The 17,597-nt window shown below is 72.9% G+C and carries 15 protein-coding genes; 6 read left to right on the forward strand and 9 right to left on the reverse strand.

Going from position 1 to position 17,597, the window contains the following annotated elements:
* Position 1: 1 nt before the first annotated feature.
* The gene (locus MICAU_RS25440; RefSeq protein WP_013288221.1) at positions 2–1,195 is read right to left on the reverse strand and encodes an acetyl-CoA C-acetyltransferase; all 1,194 of its coding nucleotides are present in this window, start codon (positions 1,193–1,195) and stop codon (positions 2–4) included.
* A 62-nt stretch (positions 1,196–1,257) separates the two neighbouring features.
* Between MICAU_RS25440 and mce the strand changes: the two genes are divergently transcribed.
* The 5 genes from mce to MICAU_RS25465 all read left to right on the forward strand — a co-directional run bounded on the left by mce (position 1,258) and on the right by MICAU_RS25465 (position 8,678).
* Complete coding sequence (gene mce / locus MICAU_RS25445; protein WP_013288222.1) at positions 1,258–1,722, forward strand: methylmalonyl-CoA epimerase; 465 nt, start codon at positions 1,258–1,260, stop codon at positions 1,720–1,722.
* 300 nt (positions 1,723–2,022) lie between these two features.
* On the forward strand, positions 2,023–3,378 hold the full coding sequence (ccrA, locus tag MICAU_RS25450) for a crotonyl-CoA carboxylase/reductase (protein ID WP_013288223.1): 1,356 nt from the start codon (positions 2,023–2,025) through the stop codon (positions 3,376–3,378).
* Positions 3,379–3,641: 263 nt separating this feature from the next.
* Positions 3,642–4,892: a DivIVA domain-containing protein gene (locus tag MICAU_RS25455; RefSeq protein WP_013288224.1), complete on the forward strand. Its 1,251-nt coding sequence runs from the start codon at positions 3,642–3,644 to the stop codon at positions 4,890–4,892.
* A 172-nt stretch (positions 4,893–5,064) separates the two neighbouring features.
* Positions 5,065–7,161 carry a hypothetical protein gene (locus tag MICAU_RS25460; RefSeq protein WP_013288225.1) on the forward strand — a complete coding sequence of 699 codons (2,097 nt, stop codon included), beginning with the start codon at positions 5,065–5,067 and terminating at the stop codon, positions 7,159–7,161.
* A 419-nt stretch (positions 7,162–7,580) separates the two neighbouring features.
* A complete protein-coding gene (locus tag MICAU_RS25465; RefSeq protein WP_174361816.1) occupies positions 7,581–8,678 on the forward strand; it encodes an AI-2E family transporter in 1,098 nt (365 codons plus the stop codon).
* A 4-nt stretch (positions 8,679–8,682) separates the two neighbouring features.
* Here MICAU_RS25465 and MICAU_RS25470 read toward each other — a convergent pair whose 3' ends face one another.
* The 7 genes from MICAU_RS25470 to MICAU_RS25500 all read right to left on the reverse strand — a co-directional run bounded on the left by MICAU_RS25470 (position 8,683) and on the right by MICAU_RS25500 (position 15,182).
* Positions 8,683–9,492, reverse strand: a complete 810-nt coding sequence (locus tag MICAU_RS25470; protein ID WP_013288227.1) for an alpha/beta hydrolase — start codon at positions 9,490–9,492, stop codon at positions 8,683–8,685.
* Positions 9,493–9,559: 67 nt separating this feature from the next.
* Positions 9,560–9,886, reverse strand: coding sequence for an Rv1322 family protein (locus MICAU_RS25475; protein WP_490387452.1), 327 nt, complete (start codon positions 9,884–9,886; stop codon positions 9,560–9,562).
* Positions 9,887–9,954: 68 nt separating this feature from the next.
* On the reverse strand, positions 9,955–11,007 hold the full coding sequence (locus MICAU_RS25480; protein ID WP_013288229.1) for a hypothetical protein: 1,053 nt from the start codon (positions 11,005–11,007) through the stop codon (positions 9,955–9,957).
* Positions 11,004–11,498, reverse strand: coding sequence for a SigE family RNA polymerase sigma factor (locus tag MICAU_RS25485; RefSeq protein ID WP_013288230.1), 495 nt, complete (start codon positions 11,496–11,498; stop codon positions 11,004–11,006). Before MICAU_RS25485 ends, MICAU_RS25480 begins: the two co-directional genes overlap by 4 nt.
* Before the next feature lie 40 nt (positions 11,499–11,538).
* Positions 11,539–13,329 carry a 3-hydroxyacyl-CoA dehydrogenase family protein gene (locus MICAU_RS25490; protein WP_013288231.1) on the reverse strand — a complete coding sequence of 597 codons (1,791 nt, stop codon included), beginning with the start codon at positions 13,327–13,329 and terminating at the stop codon, positions 11,539–11,541.
* 123 nt (positions 13,330–13,452) lie between these two features.
* Positions 13,453–14,517 carry an alpha/beta fold hydrolase gene (locus tag MICAU_RS25495; protein WP_013288232.1) on the reverse strand — a complete coding sequence of 355 codons (1,065 nt, stop codon included), beginning with the start codon at positions 14,515–14,517 and terminating at the stop codon, positions 13,453–13,455.
* A 218-nt stretch (positions 14,518–14,735) separates the two neighbouring features.
* Complete coding sequence (locus MICAU_RS25500) at positions 14,736–15,182, reverse strand: FHA domain-containing protein (RefSeq protein WP_013288233.1); 447 nt, start codon at positions 15,180–15,182, stop codon at positions 14,736–14,738.
* Between the two features lie 218 nt (positions 15,183–15,400).
* Here MICAU_RS25500 and MICAU_RS25505 point away from each other — a divergent pair, with 218 nt between their 5' ends.
* Positions 15,401–16,903 carry an aldehyde dehydrogenase family protein gene (locus MICAU_RS25505; RefSeq protein WP_013288234.1) on the forward strand — a complete coding sequence of 501 codons (1,503 nt, stop codon included), beginning with the start codon at positions 15,401–15,403 and terminating at the stop codon, positions 16,901–16,903.
* A gap of 9 nt (positions 16,904–16,912) precedes the next feature.
* On the opposite strand, the gene nucS is transcribed toward MICAU_RS25505, so the two are convergent.
* The gene (gene nucS, locus MICAU_RS25510; RefSeq protein WP_030271426.1) at positions 16,913–17,572 is read right to left on the reverse strand and encodes an endonuclease NucS; all 660 of its coding nucleotides are present in this window, start codon (positions 17,570–17,572) and stop codon (positions 16,913–16,915) included.
* Positions 17,573–17,597 lie beyond the last annotated feature (25 nt).

Here is a 17,597-nt window from a genome sequence, read left to right on the forward strand (position 1 = left end):
ATCAGCTCTCGGCGCCGTTCGGTACGTGGATGATCAGCGCGTCGCCCTGCCCGCCACCGCCGCAGAGCGCGGCCGCGCCGGTGCCGCCGCCGCGCCGCTTCAGCTCCATCGCGAGCGTGAGGACGAGGCGGGCGCCGGACATGCCGATCGGGTGGCCGAGCGCGATCGCGCCGCCGTTGACGTTGACCTTGTCGGGGCTGATGCCGAGGTCACGGGTGGACTGGATGCCCACCGCCGCGAACGCCTCGTTGATCTCGATGAGGTCGAGGTCCTCGATGCTCAGGCCACCCTTCTTCAGGGCGTGGTTGATCGCGTTCGACGGCTGCGAGTGCAGGGAGTTGTCCGGGCCGGCCACGTTGCCGTGGGCGCCGATCTCGGCCAGCCAGGTCAGGCCCAGTTCCTTGGCCTTGGCCTTGCTCATCACGACCACGGCGGCGGCGCCGTCGGAGATCGGCGAGGAGCTGCCGGCGGTGATGGTGCCGTCCTTGGCGAAGGCGGGACGCAGCTTGCCGAGCGACTCGGCGGTGGTGTCCGGGCGGATGCCCTCGTCCTCGCTGATCACCAGCGGGTCGCCCTTGCGCTGCGGGATGACCACCGGGGTGATCTCGTCGCCGAAGTGGCCGTTCTTCTGCGCGGCGGCGGCGCGCTGGTGGCTGGCCGCGGAGAACGCGTCCTGCTCCTCGCGGGTGATGCCGTGCTTCGCGCCGTGGCGCTCGGTGGACTCGCCCATCGAGCAGCAGTCCCAGGCGTCGGTGAGGCCGTCGAGGGCCATGTGGTCCTTGACGGTCACGTCGCCGTACTTGTAGCCGGAGCGCTGACCGAGCAGCAGGTGCGGGGCGTTCGTCATGGACTCCATGCCGCCGGCCACCACGACGTCGAACTCACCGGCCCGGATGAGCTGGTCGGCGAGCGCGATCGCGTCCAGCCCGGAGAGGCAGACCTTGTTGATGGTCAGCGCCGGGGTGGACATCGGGATGCCGGCCTCGACGGCCGCCTGCCGGGCCGGGATCTGCCCGGCGCCGGCCTGGAGCACCTGGCCCATGATCACGTACTGGACCTGCTCGGGCGCGACGCCGGCGCGCTCCAGGGCCGCCTTGATCGCGATGCCACCCAGCTTGGTCGCGGGGAGGTCCTTGAGGTTGCCCAGCAGGCGCCCCATGGGGGTCCGCGCGCCGCTGACGATCACCGAAGCCATTGCCTGCCTCCGAGGGGGTGCCGACCTGTACGCCTTAACGATTGTTCGGTCAGACTAGCGTCATGGCTGAGAACTCCCCCGTCGAGCCCGCTGCCGAGTTTGTCACAGACATCGGCCTGCGCCGCATCGACCACGTCGGGATCGCCGTCGGCGACCTGGACGCCGCGATCGACTTCTACCAGCGCACGTTCGGGATGCGCTGCGTGCACACCGAGACCAACGCCGAGCAGGGCGTACGCGAGGCGATGCTCGCGGTCGGCCCGGACGCCTCCGGCGGCATGGTGCAGCTGCTCGCCCCGCTCTCGCCGGACACCACGATCGGCAAGTTCCTGGACAAGCGTGGTCCCGGCATCCAGCAGGTGGCGTACACGGTGGCGGACATCGACGTGGCCTGCGCGGCGCTGCGCGAGCGCGGCGTCCGGCTGCTCTACGACGCGCCCCGGCGCGGCACCTCGGACTCCCGGGTCAACTTCGTGCACCCCAAGGACGCCGGCGGTGTGCTGATCGAGCTGGTCCAGCCCGCCTGAGCCGCAAGGAAGGGCCCCTTCTTAACAGACGTCTGTTAAGAAGGGGCCCTTCCTAACACGTGGGAACACGCGCGGCAGTGCGCGCTTGCACGTTCCCACGGACACCTCCACGCATCGGTGGATGCAGTTTTTCACAGAGGGGTTCCCGCTTTAGCTACCGTTCAGTAACGTCCGCCCGAACAGCAGCGGCGACCGGTGCCGGAAGTGTCGATTGCCGACATGGCGGTCCCGTCGCACCGGCGCCGACGATGGCAGCACCCCTGCCCGCGTCGTGCGGGTGTGGACTAACGGGAGGTCACCGTGCAGGACATCCTCGAAGCGATCATGGCGGCGGAGGGTTCGTCGCAGCCGGAGCGGGAGCTCGGCGGCCTCGCCGGACTGCCCGTGCCGGAGAGCTACCGGGGCGTGGTGGTGCGTGCCGAGGACACCCGCATGTTCGAGGGCATGGCCACCCGCGACAAGGACCCGCGCAAGGCGCTGCACGTGCAGGAGGTGCCCACCCCCGAGCTGGGCCCGGGTGAGGCGCTCGTCGCGGTGATGGCCAGCGCGATCAACTACAACACGGTGTGGACGAGCATCTTCGAGCCGCTGCCCACGTTCAAGTTCCTCCAGCGCTACGGCCGGCTCTCCGAGCTGACCCGCCGCCACGACCTGCCGTACCACGTGGTCGGCTCGGACGCCGCGGGCGTGGTGCTGCGCACCGGGCCGGGCGTGACCAAGTGGAAGGCCGGCGACGAGGTGGTGGCGCACTGCCTGTCGGTCGAGCTGGAGGACTCCGCCGGTCACGACGACACGATGCTCGACCCGCAGCAGCGGATCTGGGGCTTCGAGACCAACTTCGGCGGCCTGGCCGAGCTGGCGATCGTCAAGGCCAACCAGCTGATGCCGAAGCCGCGCCACCTGAGCTGGGAGGAGGCGGCCAGCCCGGGGCTGGTCAACTCCACCGCGTACCGGCAGCTCGTCTCGCACCACGGCGCGAACATGAAGCAGGGCGACGTGGTGCTGATCTGGGGCGCCTCCGGCGGCCTCGGCGGGTACGCCACCCAGATGGCCCTCAACGGCGGCGCGATCCCGGTCTGCGTGGTCTCCTCCCCGGAGAAGGCCGAGCTGTGCCGCAAGATGGGCGCCGAGCTGGTCATCGACCGCACCGCCGAGGGGTTCAAGTTCTGGTCCGACGAGCAGACCCAGGACCAGGACGAGTGGCGCCGCTTCGGTGAGCGCATCCGCGAGCTGACCGGCGGCGAGGACCCGGACATCGTCTTCGAGCACCCGGGCCGGGAGACGTTCGGCGCCAGCGTCTACGTCGCCAAGAAGGGCGGCACGATCGTCACCTGCGCCTCCACCAGCGGCTTCAACCACCAGTACGACAACCGCTACCTGTGGATGCACCTCAAGCGGATCGTCGGCAGCCACTTCGCCAACTACCACGAGGCGTGGCAGGCCAACCGGCTGGTCGCGCTCGGCAAGGTGCACCCGACCGTGTCGAAGACGTACGCGCTGGAGCAGACCGGCCAGGCCGCGTACGAGGTGCACCGCAACGCGCACCAGGGCAAGGTCGGCGTGCGGTGCCTCGCCCCCACCGACGGGCTCGGCGTCCGCGACATCGAGATGCGTTCGCGCCACGAAAGCGCCATCAACCGGTTCCGCGGTCACTGACCGTACGGTCGCCCCGGATTGCCTTTCCGGCCGACCCGGTCACCATTCGACTGACGTACGCAACAAAGGGCCGCGGGTTCCGACCCGCGGCCCTTTCGCGCCACCTTCCCCGGTGACGTCCCACTCGACCGACCCGCGCGGGAGCTGCCAAGATCGCCGATTGGTCCGGTCCGCACGGCCGACGGAGTTGACCATGTAAACCGGACGCGAAAGCTGCCGACCACTCTTGCGAACCACCCTGGGGGGTCTGCGAGTATGTCCCAATGCCCCAGCAGCAGTCCTCCCCTCTTGCGTTCTTCGATAACGCGAACTCACAGCCCGATTTCACCGTTGGCCTGCGTGGTTACAACACCAACCAGGTCGACGACTTCATCGGCCGCCTCAGCGCCGCCCTGAGCCAGTCCGAGCAGGCCCGTGCCGAGGCCGAGCAGCGGATGAACGACGCGCAGCGCCGGCTGCGGCAGGCCGAGCAGCGCCAGAGCGCGCTGGAGCAGAAGCTCACCGAGACCAACAAGCAGCTCGAGGAGAACAGCCGGCCGACGCTCTCCGGCCTGGGCACTCGCGTCGAGCAGATCCTGCGGCTGGCCGAGGAGCAGGCCAACGACCACCGCAACGAGGCCAAGCGCGAGTCGGAGGGCATCCTCTCCGCCGCCCGCCTCGAGGCGCGTGAGATCACCGACAAGGCCCGCGCCGAGGCCGCCGCCATGAAGGCGACCGCCGAGCGCGAGGCCGGCAGCGTCCGCACCGCCGCCGAGCGCGAGGCCGCCGAGGTCCGGGTGCAGGCCCGCCGTGAGGCCGACACGCTGCGCGCCGACGCCGACCGCGAGACCAAGCAGCTGCGTACGGTCACCGCGCACGAGGTGGCCGAGCTGAAGTCGACTGTCGAGCGCGAGGTCGCCACGCTGCGCGCCACCGCCGAGCGGGAGATCACCCAGCAGCGGGCCAAGGCCGCCCGGGAGGCCGAGGAGAAGCGCGCCGAGGCGACCAAGCTGCTCACCGACGCACGCGACAAGCGCGACAAGGACCTCCAGGCCCTGGAGCTCCAGCTCGCCGAGCGGCGGGAGAAGGCCGAGCGCGAGGAGTCGGAGCGGCACGCCGCCCAGGTCGCGCAGACCCAGAAGCTGGTGAACGAGGCCGAGCAGCGGGCCCGTGCCGCGCAGGAGCGCGCCAAGGAGATCGAGCAGCGGGCCGAGGCCCGGCGGGTCGAGTCCGAGCGCACCGCCAACGAGACCGTCGACAAGGCCAAGGCGCTGGCCGACAAGACGCTCAACGAGGCCCGTGCCGAGGCGCAGCGGGTGCTCAACGAGGCCCGCACCGAGGCCGAGCTGACCACGCAGGCGGCCCGTCGCGAGGTCGAGGACCTGACCCGCCAGAAGGACGCGGTCACCTCGCAGCTCGGCCAGATGCTGTCCGGCCTGGCCGGCATCGTGCCGGGCGTGCCGGCCGGCGGCAAGGCCGAGACGCCGAAGGCGGACGCCGCCGGGCAGAAGGTGACGGCCGAGTCGGCCGGCTGATCGGCACACCCGCTGTCGGGGGCATGAGCCACGGCGCGGGGTGACACCGGGTGACCGGTGTCGCCCCGCGCCGTCATGCTTGTGCGGCCCGTTTCGCCAGGAGGGTGAAGTAGCTCCCAGAAGGGGCGTCCGTATCGCCCCAGCAGAGCCGGATGCGTGTGAGGATGGGGGCATGTCGCACGGCGAGGAACTGTTCGCGCTCGGCGGGGACGTGACGACGGAGCCCAGCTTCGAGTCCGCCCTGCGGGGATACGAGAAACGACAGGTCGACCGCTACGTCGCTCGCGCGGAGCACGAGATCGCGGCGTTGACCACCGAGCGGGAACAGGCGTACACCCAGATCCACAAGCTGGCCGGTCAGGTCGAGGTGCTCCAGCGCGACCTGGCCCAGGTGCGCAAGCAGGCGGCGGTCGTGGACCGGGCGTCGTTCCGGCACCTGGGTCCGCGCGTCGAGCAGATCCTCACCATGGCCGAGGAGCAGGCCGACGAGATCCTGGCCGCCGCGAACGAGGAGATCGAGGCCCGTCGCGCCGCCGCCGAGCACATCGTCGAGGAGGCCCGGGAGCAGGCCGCCCAGGCGCTCAAGGACTTCGAGATCGCGCTGGCGGCCCGCCGGACCGAGGAGGAGCGGCACACCGCCGCCCGCAAGGCCGAGGCCGAAGCCACGCTGAAGGCCGCCAAGGACGAGTCGGCGAAGCTGCGCAAGGACGCGCAGGACGAGTCGACGAGGCTGCGGACGGCGGCCCAGGACGAGGCCGAGAAGCTGCGCCGGACCGCCCAGGACGCGCTGGCGAAGGCCCAGCAGGAGGCCACCCAGCTCCGCGACACCGCCAAGGAGATCCACTCCCGGGCACAGCAGGAGGCCGCGCGGCTGCGCGAGGCGGCCAAGGAGGCGCTGGCCAAGGCCCAGCAGGAGGCGAGCCAGCTCCGCGAGGCGGCCAAGGAGGTGCACGCCAAGGGCCAGCAGGAGGCCAAGCGGCTCACCGACGCCGCCGCCGAGGCCGGCCGGGCCACGCACGCCAAGGCGCTGGCCGAGGCCAAGAAGATCGTGGACGACGCGGAGGAGGCCGCCAAGGCCACCCGCGGCCGGGCCCGCAGCGAGGCCAACCGGCTCACCACCGAGGCCGCCGACGCCGGCAAGCGCAACCGCGCCGAGGTCGAGGCGTACGTGCAGCGCATGCGCACCGAGACCGAGGCGTACGTGCAGCAGGCCCGCGCGCAGACCCAGCAGGAGCTGGGCGCGTGGCGGGCCGGGGTGGAGAAGGAGGTCACGGAGCGGCGGGACGGCGCGGAGAAGGAGCTGGCCCAGCGCCGGGCCGCCGCCGAGCAGGAGTTCGCCAAGCGCCGCGACGAGCTGGACAAGCAGCACGCCAAGCGGCAGGAGGAGTTGGAGCAGGCGTACACCACGCGGCGCGACGAGATCGAGCGCACCGCCGCCGACGTCCGGCAGGCCGCCGAGGCCGACGCGCTGAGCATGCGGCAGCAGGCCGAGCTGGAGGCCGCCGAGCTGCTGCGCCGCGCCGAGGCGGACGCCGGCGCGCAGCGCCGCAAGGCCGACGAGCACGTCGCGGCCTCGCGACGCCAGTTCGAGGAGTACGCGGCCACGACCCAGCAGCACCTCGCCACCACGCAGCAGCACCTGGCCGCCACCCAGCAGGAGGTGGCCGCCGGCCGGCAGCAGCTCGCCGGCGTGATGCTGGAGATCGCCAAGGCTCAGCAGGAGCTGGCCGACCTGCGTACCGAGACGTGGAAGTCGCGGCAGGAGTCCGACGACCTGCAACGCCGCCTCACCGACCTGCGGCGCGACGCCGACTCGGCCGGGATCGCGGCCACCCCGGTCGACCCGGACGATCTCGCCGCCGCCTCCACCGGCCGGTCCACCGGCGACGGCACGCCGGCGGGCGAGGGCACGCCGGTCACCAGCGGCGCGGAGAGCCCCGGCGACACCCCGGCCGGCGGCGGTGCGCCGGTGGCCGCGAAGGGCACCGCCACCGCGGTCCCCAACGGCGCCGGGCCGGCCAAGGGTGACGGCGAGCCCGCCGACGCGGGCAAGGCGAAGCCGGTCGGCGAACCGGTGACCACGATGGACTCCCCCGGCGGAGCAGGCGTCGACGGCGAGCCCACAGTGGCTGCCGTGCCGGGTGAGGGCGGCCGGGGCGCCACCCCCACGAAGATCACCAGCACCGGTGAGAACGGCAAGCGCCCGACAAAGCCGACCACCGACGAGCGCAGCGCCAAGCCCAGCACGGTGACGGTCGACAAGGACTGATCCACCCCGAACTGGCGGGCCCAGCGCCACGTCGGCGAAGTGGCGGCATCCCACCCACCCGGACCACACCACCTCCCCGAACTGGCGGGCGACCCGCGCCAGGGCGGCCTGCCGGGACGGCCCGGCGGGGCGGCCCGCCGGGACGGCCCGGCGGGTGGCGGTGGTGGGATGGTCGGGGCGGACGGCGGCGACTACCCTGCGGGCAGAGGGCCGCGCGTCGGCCGGGGACGGCACCGGCGGGCGAGCCGGGCAGCGGGGAGGCACGGGTGTCACAGGAGGGTTCCGCCGCCCGGGACGACGAGGCCGCGGACGTGAACACCTCCGGCTCCCCCACCGGCGACGCGAGGCCCGCAAGCGGCACCACGGGCACCGCGAGTGAGACCACGCGCACCGCGGAGCACACGCGGACCGGCACCGGCATGAGCGGCGAGCGGCCCGTCGACGTCGAGCCGGGTGAGTTCGAGCCGAGCGGGCGCTTCGGCGTACCGGGGCGGCCACTGCGGCGCAGCGCCTTCCTGGTCGGGTTTACCGGCGCGCTCGGCGTGCTGCTGGCGTACGCGTTGTTCCTGGGCATCCGCAACGCCGCCGGCATCCTGGTGCTCGTGGTGATCGCGCTGTTCCTCGCGGTCGGCCTGCACCCGGCGGTGGTCCGGCTGCGCAAGTGGGGCCTGCCGCGCGGGCTGGCGGTGGCGGTGGTGACGCTCACCGTGGTGCTGCTGATCGTCGCCGGCCTGCTGGCGCTGGTGCCGCCGGTGGTGACCCAGTCCGGCCAGTTCCTCCAGCAGCTACCCGGCTACGTCGAGGAGCTGCGCCGCAATCCCACTGTCAACGACCTGGTGATCCGGTACGACGTGATGGAGCGGGTCCAGGCGGCGGCGAACGCGGACACGATCGGGCGGGCGCTCGGCGGCGTGCTCGGCGGGGCACAACTGATCTTCGGGACGATCTTCCGCCTGCTCACGGTGCTGGTGCTGACGATCTACTTCCTGGCGTACTTCGACAAGCTGCGCGAACTCGGGTACGCGATGGTGCCGCGCTCGCGCCGGCAGCGGGTCCGGCTGATCGGCGACGAGATCCTCACCCGGGTCGGCGCGTACATGGTCGGCGCGCTCGCCATCGCAGTGCTGGCCGGGGTGACGACGTTCGTGTTCGCGCTGGCGGTCGGCCTGCCGTACCCGTTCGCCCTCGCCGTGGTGGTCGCGGTGACCGACCTGATCCCGCAGATCGGCGCGACACTCGGCGCGGTGGTGGTGACGCTCGTCGGGCTCGCCACGGACCTGCCGGTGGGCATCGCCTGCCTGGTGTTCTTCGTGCTCTACCAGCAGGTGGAGAACTACCTGATCTACCCGAAGATCATGCGCCGGGCGGTGTCGGTCAACGAGGTGGCGGCGTTGCTCGCCGCGCTGCTCGGGGTGGCGCTGCTGGGCGTGGTGGGCGCGCTCATCGCGATCCCCACCGTGGCCGCGTTGCAGCTGATCCTGCGCGAGGTGGTGCTACCCCGCCAGGACGCCCGCTGAGCGGTTACTCGGCGCGCCGCTGGGCCGGGCCGGGAACCGGGGTGTCCGCGAACGCGGCGACGGTGCGGTCGGCGTACGCGCTGACGTCGCCGGTCTCCATCGGGCCGTCCCAGGTGGTCGGCAGCGGCAGCGGTACGCCGGGGGCGACCCGCCGGACGATCTCGTCCAGCACCTTCTCCGCGTCGCCGACCCAGAGGTGCTTGGCGCCGTCCACGCCCACCACCTCGGCCTGCGGCACGGCGGTGAACCGCTCCCGGGCCTCCTCCGGGCGCAGGTAGTCGTCGAACTCGGGGACCAGCGCGGTGAGCGGCTTACCCGTCTCGGCCCAGACCCCCAGGTCCTCCGGCGCGGAGTAGCGCAGCGGCGGGGAGAGCAGGATCGCGCCGGCCACCGCCGGGTCGCAGCCGTACTTCAGCGCCAGGTCGGTGCCGAACGACCACCCGACCAGCCAGATGTTCGGCAGCTCGTGGAACTCGGCGTACTCGATCGCGGCGGCCACGTCGAACTTCTCGCCGACCGCGCCGTCGAACGTTCCCTCGCTGGTGCCGCGGACGCTGCTGGTCCCCCGGGTGTTGAACCGGAGCACTGCGAGGCCGGCCAGCGCGGGCAGCCGCCAGGCCGCCTTGCGGAACACGTGGCTGTCCATCATCCCGCCGTGGGTGGGCAGCGGGTGCAGGCAGACGAGCGTGGCGGCCGGTTCGCGGTCCAGCGGCCGGGCCAGCTCGCCGACGAGCGTCAGCCCGTCGGCGGTGTGCAGCTCGATGTCCTCCCGGCGACCGGGCAGGATCGACGACGCGCGAATCGGAGTGCTCACGCCTGCCAGTCTCCCGCGTCGGCGGCCCCGCCGCCCAGCGGGACGGGAACCGGGTGATCCAGATCGCTCAGCCGTAGCGCGGGGCGCCCCGGCCGCGCTGGAGGTTCGGCCCGCGCCGGTCCCGGGCCCGCCAGCAGCCGGAGTGCCAGTGCCGGCGGTCGGTCAGGTCACCCCGGTCGTCGGCCGGCCAGGCCACCAGATGTGCCACGCCGGGACGGATCTCCTGGTCACAGCCGGGACAGCGGTACGTCTTGACTGATGCCCCGCCGCTGATCGCGCGTACCTGCCAGTCGCCGTCGCGCCACTGCTGCACGGTCGGCACGCCGTGGCGGGCACGTTCGGCGTCCAGGCCGGGGTTCTCCTCCCGGCGAGGGCGGTTGCGACGAGGGCTCACGGTCACCAAGCGTACGGTCCGCCGGCCGGACCGGCCCGGGTCGGGCGGTCCGGCCGACGGGCGGCCGCTCAGTCCCAGGTCTCCGGACGGGTCGGGTCCGGCGCCACCTGCACGCCACCCAGCACGAGCGCCGCGTCGAGTTTGTCGAACCCCTGCTCCGGCCAGCCGTAATCGGCGAGCAGGCGCGACTTCGGCACGCCCAGCAGCTCGACCCGGCCCTGTTCCGGGTAGAGGTGGGCGGGCCGCCCGGCGATCGTCATGTTGCCGTCCACCGTGCGGGGCGAGATCTCGGCCGCGTACTGGTAGGAGACGCTCATCGTCCGGGTGGAGGTGCCGACGATGCCGAACCGGGCGGTCACCAGCCGCGGGAAGCCGGTCACGTCGACCCGGCAGCCGGCAACCCGGGCGCCGTCCGGCACGGTCGTGAGGCGGACGGGCGCACCGCAGCGGCGCGCCTCGGTCAGCCGCAACGCCTCCACCGCGACGGTCAGCGCCGTGTCCTGCGGCGCCCACACGCTGGCCCGCGCGTACAGGCCGGGGGCCGGCTTCCACTGCCGGACCTGGATCGGCAGCCCGTCGACGGTCGTGCTGCTGGTCCGGCCGTCGAACGCCGCTTCCTCGGCGAACATACTGATCTTGAAGGGCACCCCCTCGGCGCCGGACTCCCGTAGCGTCCGCGACGAGCGCGCCAGCTCGACGGTGACCTTTCGCCCGCCGCCGACGTCCAGCTGGGCGCTCTCCAGGCCCTGCGCCACCTCCCAGCGCAGGTAGCGGACCTTGGTGGTGTCGACGCCGAAGTGCAGCACTCCGGCATCGGTGCCGACGACCTCCGGCGCGGCCGCCGCTCCCGGCGCGGCCGGCATCAGCGGTGGCGCCGCCTCGGCCGGGATGGCCGGGGCAGCCGGGCCGGTGAACGGCCGGTCCAGGCCCGGCAGGGCCGGGACGACGGCGAGGCCGCCGAGCAGCGCGACCAGGGCGAGACCGCCACCGAGCACGGCCCGGCGACGGCGTAGCCGACGACGGCCACCCGTCACGGCCCCGGCGGTCAGCCGGTCGATGTCCACGTCTCCTTCGGCCTGCTCCCGCAGCACCGAGGCGATCCGCTGGTCGAGGTCGGTCACGGCCGGCTCCCCTTGGTCATCGGGACGCCGCAGCGCTCCCGGAGGTGGGCGAGCGCCCGCATCGCGTGGGTGCGGACGGTGACCGGGGAGCAGTCGAGGATCTGGGCGATCGTGGCGTCGTCGAGATCCTCGTAGTAGCGCAGCACCAGCACGGCGCGCTGGCGGTCCGGGAGGGCGCGGATCAGCCCCCACATCTCGTCCCGGTCCGCCGCCTCGCCACCGAGGTCGCCGCGCTGGGGCCGGTCGGCGAACGTGTCCACCGCCAGCTCGCGGTTGGACCGCCGCCGCCACCAGGACGTGTTCGCGTTGACGAGCATCCGGCGCACGTACACGTCGGGCCGGTCGGCCCGGGCGATCCTCCGCCAGTGCACGTACGCGCGGGCCAGCACGTCCTGCGTCAGGTCCTCGGCCCGGTGTGTGTCGCCGGTGAGCAGCCGGGCCAGGCGCAACAGCGCCGGGCCGCGGCTGCCGACGTACTCCTCGAATGTCACACCAGGAAGACGCCGTCACCGCCGCCGGGCGTTGACCGGATCAGCGCCGGGTGTGGTCGCGGAAGCCCCGGCCGGACTTGCGGCCCAGGTAGCCGGCCGTGACCAGGTGCTCCAGCAGCGGGGCCGGGGCGAAGCCGGGCTCGCGCAGCTCCAGGTACAGCTCCCGCTGGATGGCCAGCGAGACGTCCAGGCCGACCACGTCGAGCAGCTCGAACGGACCCATCGGGTAGCCGCAGCCCAGCTTCATCGCGTAGTCGATGTCGTCGGCGGTCGAGTAGCTGGCCTCCAGCATCTTCACCGCGTCGTTCAGGTACGGGAACAGCAGCGCGTTGACGATGAAGCCGGACCGGTCGCCGCAGACCACGCCGGTCTTGCCGAGCTTCGCGCAGACCGCGCGGGCGGTGGCCGACGTCTCGGCGGAGGTGCGGATGGTCTGCACGATCTCCACCAGCGGCATGATCGGCGCCGGGTTGAAGAAGTGCAGGCCGACCACGTCGGCCGGGCGCTGGGTCGCCATCGCCACGTCGATCACCGGCAGCGACGAGGTGGTGGTGGCGAGCACGACGCCCGGCTTGCAGATCTCGTCGAGGCTGGCGAACAGCGCCTTCTTGACGCTCAGCTCCTCGATCACGGCCTCCACCACCAGGTCGACGTCGGCCAGGTGCTCCAGCGTCGCGGACCAGGTGATCCGGCCCAGCGCGTCGTCCCGGTCGGTCTCGCTGAGCTTGCCCCGCACCACGCCCTTGTTCAGCGAGGTCTTGACCGCCTCGCAGACCTTCGCGGACTTCTCCGCGCCCCGGGTCACCGAGATGACCTCGTACCCGGCCTTGGCGAACACCTCGATGATGCCGGTGGCCATGGTGCCGGAGCCGACCACGCCGACCTTCGCGATGGCGCAGGCGCCGTCGGCGAGCGCGGCGTCCGCGGCGAGCGGCGTGTACTCGTCGGGTACGACCTTCGGCGAGCCCGGCCGCTCGTAGGTGTAGAAGCCGCGGCCGGACTTGCGGCCCAGCAGCCCGGCGGTGACCATCTGCTTGAGCAGCGGGGCGGGGGCGTGCCGCCGGTCCCGGCCGCCGCGCCGGTACATGGTGTCGAGGATCTCGTACGCGGTGTCCAGGCCGATCAGGTCCATCAGCGCCAGCGGGCCCATCGGCAGGCCGCAGCCGAGCTTCATGGCGGCGTCGATGTCCTCGCGGGTGGCGTAGCGGGCCTCGAACATGCCGACCGCGTGGTTCAGGTAGCCGAACAGCAGCGCGTTGGCGATGAAGCCGGCCCGGTCGCTGATCGTCACGTCGACCTTGCCGAGCCGCTCGCAGAGCGCCTCCACGTCGGCGACCACGTCGGCGGAGGTGACCACCGTGCGGACCACCTCGACCAGCTTCATCACCGGGGCCGGGTTGAAGAAGTGGATACCGATGACCTGGTTGGGCCGGGTGGTGGCGACGGAGATCTCGGTGACGCTCAGCGAGGACGTGTTGGTGGCCAGGATCGCCTCGGGCTTGCAGACCCGGTCCAGCTCGGCGAAGATCCGCTGCTTGAGGTCCAGGTGCTCGGGCACCGCCTCGATCACCAGGTCCACGTCGTGCAGAGCGTCCAGCCCGACCCGGAAGTCGACCCGCGCGAGCAGGGCGTCCCGCTCGGCCTCGGCGAGCTTGCCCTTGGCGACCGCCCGGTCGGTGGAGCCGGTGAGCGTGGCCCGGCCGCGTTCCAGCGCCGCGTCGGAGATCTCGACGGCTGTGACGTCGACGCCGTTGCGGGCGAACACCTCCACGATGCCGGCACCCATGGTGCCCAGACCCACCACGCCCACCCTGGTGAACTCCCGCGCCACGACCGGCCTCCCCTGGCTCGACTCCGCCGTCCGCGACATGAACGGCCGCTAAGGTTATGCGCCGGAGTCTGCCACGTGACGCTGTGTTGTCGAGACGCCGTGGGATATTTCACGCACCGCGCCTCACCCGGTGGCGTTCTCCCCGGCCAGCGCCAGCAGTTCGGCGACGAACTCCGCCGGCCGCTCCAGGTGCGGGCTGTGCCCGCAGCCGGGCAGCACCACCTCGCGGTACGTCCCGCCGGCCGCCGCGTACCGGTCCAGCACCGCGCGGGTCTGCCCCACCATCGGCTGCGGCGGGCACTCCGCCTCACCCGGCCAGCCGGGCACCACACCGAGCCGGCCGAGGTACGCCAGGTCGAACAGCGAGGTGTCCGAGACGATCACGTCGGCGTCCCCGCGTACCCAGGTCACCGGCGGCTTGACCGGCACGGCGACCAGTTCGTCGGCGAGCCGGAAGTGGGCCGGGGCCAGCGCGTTGAGGACGCCGCGCGGCCCGGCGGCGGTCCCCGGCCAGTGCGCCGAGGCGACGGCCGTGCCCGGGTAGTTGTCGTCGCCGGTGGCGGTGGTCAGCATGCTCTCCAGCAGCAGGTCCTCGTCGTCGCCGAGTGACGCCGGGTCGGCCACGTACGCGGCGCGCAGCACCGCCCGCGGGCTGGTCGGGCCGTCCGCGCTCCGGTCACCGGCGGCGAGCCGGGCCACGAAGTCGGGGTTCGCGCCGCCGGCGCCGGTGCCGGCGAAGTCGGGCGTGGTGGGGGTGCCGTCGAGGTCCCGGGTGCCGCCGAAGCCGTACGGGGACACCGGCGCCTCCAGCAGCAGCGCGGCCACCCGCTCGGGGTGGCCGACGAGCAGCCGCATCGCCACGCCGCCGCCCAGCGAGTGCCCGGCCACCACCGGCCGGGCGCCGGGCGCGAACAGCCCCGGGGCGTCCAGCAGCGCGGCCACGTCGTCGGCGAAGTCGTCGAGCCCTCGGGTGGCGTCGACCGGCGCGGTGTCGGTCTCGCCGTAGCCGCGCAGGTCGGGGGCGACCACCCGCAGCGTCTCCGGCAGCCGGGCGAGCAGCGGTTCCCAGAAGGCGGAGGAGGAGACGTTGCCGTGCACCAGCAGCACCGGTACGCCGTCCGGTGGACCGGCCACGCGGACCGCCTGGGTGATGCCGTTGGCCTGGACGGTGAGCCGTGCGCTGCGCATCCGCGCATGCTGGCACGGGCACCGGCCCCCGGTCCATGTGCCCCACCGACACACCGGCCCGCCGAGAGGTGGGCGCCGGACCACCCCGCCCCCTCACCGCGTCGATCATGAGGTTGACGGCGACATATCGGACGCAGAACACCGCCAACTTCATGATCGACCGGGCCTGGGAGCCCAACCCATCAGCGGCCCCGAGGGCCCGGCGGATGCCCGGAGGTCTAGCTGACGTCGGCCGGCTGCGCCTCGCGCGCCTCGATCGGCTGGCGCGGCCCGGGGACGGGCAGCGGCAGGGTGGGACGCTGGTCGCGGCGCAGCGCGCCGAAGCTCATCCCGACCGGGTCGGTCCGGGCCACGCCCGGGTCGTAGAGGCGCAGGTCGGTGCGGCCCAGCCGGACCACGTCGCCGTCGGCGATCGCCACGCTGCCGGTGACCCGGGTGTCGTTGAGCCAGGTGCCGTTGGTCGAGCCGAGGTCGGTGAGCATCACCCCCTCCGGGGTGGCCCGGACGGTGGCGTGCCGCCGGCTCAGGTGCGGGTCGGCGAGCACGATGTCGGCGGTCGGCGCACGGCCGATCACCTGCGCGTCCTGGCCGACCCGGAACGTGAGCCCCCGCATCGCCCCGCCCGACACCGTCAGCAACGGCATCAGCTCAGGATGCTCCTCCATGGACAGTCGACCTCCACCCCACATCGCCCCGCGGCGTCAGCCTGCCACCTCACCGTAGTGGCTTGCACCACCGCGCGGTCACCCCCGCGACCCCGGCCGGTCATCTCCCGTTCGCCGTTTCGGACGGCACTTCCGTCGATGCGACGGCTGATCGTCGGCGCAGCGTACGGCGCGTTCGACACCTACCGGCGAGTAATCCTCGGGTCTAGACTTCGGCCATGACCGCTGTACACGTGCCGGGCGCCCCGCTCATCTCCGAGGGTCTATTGGTCTCGACCAGCCCGGCCACCGGCGCCGAGGCAGGCAGATTCCCGCTGGCCGACGAGGCGGACGTGCGTGCCGCTGTCGACCGCGCCCGGGCGGCCGGCGACTGGTGGGCCGGGCTCGGCTTCGCCGGCCGGCGGGACCGCCTCCAGCGCTGGCGCGGCGTGCTCGCCCGGCGGATCGACGAGCTGGCCGACCTGATGCACACCGAGGGCGGCAAGCCGGTCGGTGACGCCGTGGTGGAGATCCTCACCGCGCTGGAGCACATCGACTGGGCGGCCCGCAACGCTCAGCGGGTGCTCGGGCCGCGCCGGGTCCGCTCCCGCCTGATCCTCGCCGAGTTCACCGGTCACCTCGAATACCAGCCGTACGGCGTGGTCGGCGTCATCGGCCCGTGGAACTACCCGGTCTTCACGCCGATCGGCTCCGCCGCGTACGCGCTCGCGGCCGGCAACGCCGTGGTGTTCAAGCCGAGCGAGTACACCCCGGCGGTCGGTCAGTGGCTGGTCGACCGGTTCGTCGAGGTGGTGCCGGAGCAGCCGGTGTTCCAGGCGGTGCACGGCTTCGGCGCGGTCGGTGCCGCGCTGTGCCGCTCCGGGGTCGGCAAGGTCGCGTTCACCGGCTCGACCGCCACCGCGAAGCGGGTGATGGCCGCCTGCGCCGAGTCGCTCACGCCGGTGCTGCTGGAGGCCGGCGGCAAGGACGCGATGATCGTGGACACGGACGCCGACCTGGACGCCGCGGCGGAGGCGTGCGTGTGGGGCGGGCTCACCAACGCCGGCCAGACGTGCATCGGCATCGAGCGGGTCTACGCGGTCGACCAGGTCTTCGACACCTTCGTGGAGAAGGTGGTGGCGAAGGCCGGGCGGCTCACTGTGGGCGCCGACGGGTCCGACCTCGGCCCGATCACCATGCCGTCGCAGATCGACATCATCCGCCGGCACATCGACGACGCGCTCAGCCGGGGCGGCCGGGCCGTGCTCGGCGGCCCGGAGGCGGTCCAGCCGCCGTACGTGCACCCGACGGTGCTCGTCGACGTGCCGGAGGACTCGGCCGCCGTGCAGGAGGAGACGTTCGGCCCGACGCTCGTGGTCAACCGCGTCCGCGACGTGGACGAGGCGGTCGAGCGGGCCAACGCGCTGCCGTACGGGCTCGGGGGTTCGGTCTTCGGCCGGGCGCGGGCGGTGGCGGTGGCGCGGCGGCTGCGTTCCGGGATGGCCTCGGTCAACTCGGCACTGACGTTCGCCGGGATGTCGACGCTGCCGTTCGGCGGCACCGGCGAGTCCGGCTTCGGCCGCATCCACGGCGAGGAGGGGCTGCGCGAGTTCGGCCGGCCCAAGTCGGTCACCCGCCGCCGGGCCCGGTCGCTGCTGCCGGCGATGACGTTCGAGCGCACCCCGGCCGACGTCGCCCGCCTGGTCAAGATCGCCAAGCTGATGTACGGCCGGGGCCGCTGAGGCGGCGCCTCAGAACAGCGTCAGCTCGTCGCGCTCGATGCCGCGCAGCTTGTCGTAGTCGACCACCACGCACCGGATCCCCCGGTCGGTGGCGAGCACCCGCGCCTGCGGCTTGATCTCCTGCGCGGCGAACACGCCGGCCACCGGCGCGAGCAGCGGATCGCGGTTCATCAGCTCCAGGTAGCGGGTGAGCTGCTCCACGCCGTCGATCTCGCCGCGCCGCTTCACCTCCACCGCCACCGCGCCGCCGACCGCGTCCCGGCAGAGCAGGTCGACCGGCCCGATCGCGGTCATGTACTCGCGCCGGACCAGCGTGTACCCCTCCCCCAGCGTCGCCGGGTTCGCGGCGAGCAGCTCCTGGAGGTGCGCCTCGACGCCGTCCTTGCGCAGGCCCGGGTCCACGCCCAGCTCGTACGAGGTGTCCTGGAAGATCTCCTCCAGGGTGATGCGCAGCTCCTCGCCGGCCTTGTTCACCACCCGCCAGACGCCGGGCGCCTCCTCCAGCCGGCAGGGCGGGCTCATCCAGTTCAACGGCTTGTAGGCCCGGTCGTCCGCATGGATCGACACCGACCCGTCCGCCTTCACCATGAGCAACCGGGTAGCCGGGGGCAGGTGGGCCGAGAGCCGTCCGACATAGTCCACCGAGCACTTCGCAATCACCAACCGCACCCGCCGAGGGTAGCCGAGGCCCCGG

Source organism: Micromonospora aurantiaca ATCC 27029, from assembly GCF_000145235.1.
Taxonomy (GTDB): Bacteria; Actinomycetota; Actinomycetes; order Mycobacteriales; family Micromonosporaceae; genus Micromonospora; species Micromonospora aurantiaca.

Bases quoted from the DNA above. Each gene is read 5' to 3' on its own strand.
- MICAU_RS25505 (WP_013288234.1), top strand. From the start codon at position 15,401: ATGACCGCTGTACACGTGCCGGGCGCCCCGCTCATCTCCGAGGGTCTA.
- MICAU_RS25465 (WP_174361816.1), top strand. From the start codon at position 7,581: ATGAGCGGCGAGCGGCCCGTCGACGTCGAGCCGGGTGAGTTCGAGCCG.
- MICAU_RS25460 (WP_013288225.1), top strand. From the start codon at position 5,065: ATGTCGCACGGCGAGGAACTGTTCGCGCTCGGCGGGGACGTGACGACG.
- mce (WP_013288222.1), top strand. From the start codon at position 1,258: ATGGCTGAGAACTCCCCCGTCGAGCCCGCTGCCGAGTTTGTCACAGAC.
- MICAU_RS25440 (WP_013288221.1), bottom strand. From the start codon at position 1,195: ATGGCTTCGGTGATCGTCAGCGGCGCGCGGACCCCCATGGGGCGCCTG.
- MICAU_RS25495 (WP_013288232.1), bottom strand. From the start codon at position 14,517: ATGCGCAGCGCACGGCTCACCGTCCAGGCCAACGGCATCACCCAGGCG.
- MICAU_RS25500 (WP_013288233.1), bottom strand. From the start codon at position 15,182: ATGGAGGAGCATCCTGAGCTGATGCCGTTGCTGACGGTGTCGGGCGGG.
- MICAU_RS25455 (WP_013288224.1), top strand. From the start codon at position 3,642: ATGCCCCAGCAGCAGTCCTCCCCTCTTGCGTTCTTCGATAACGCGAAC.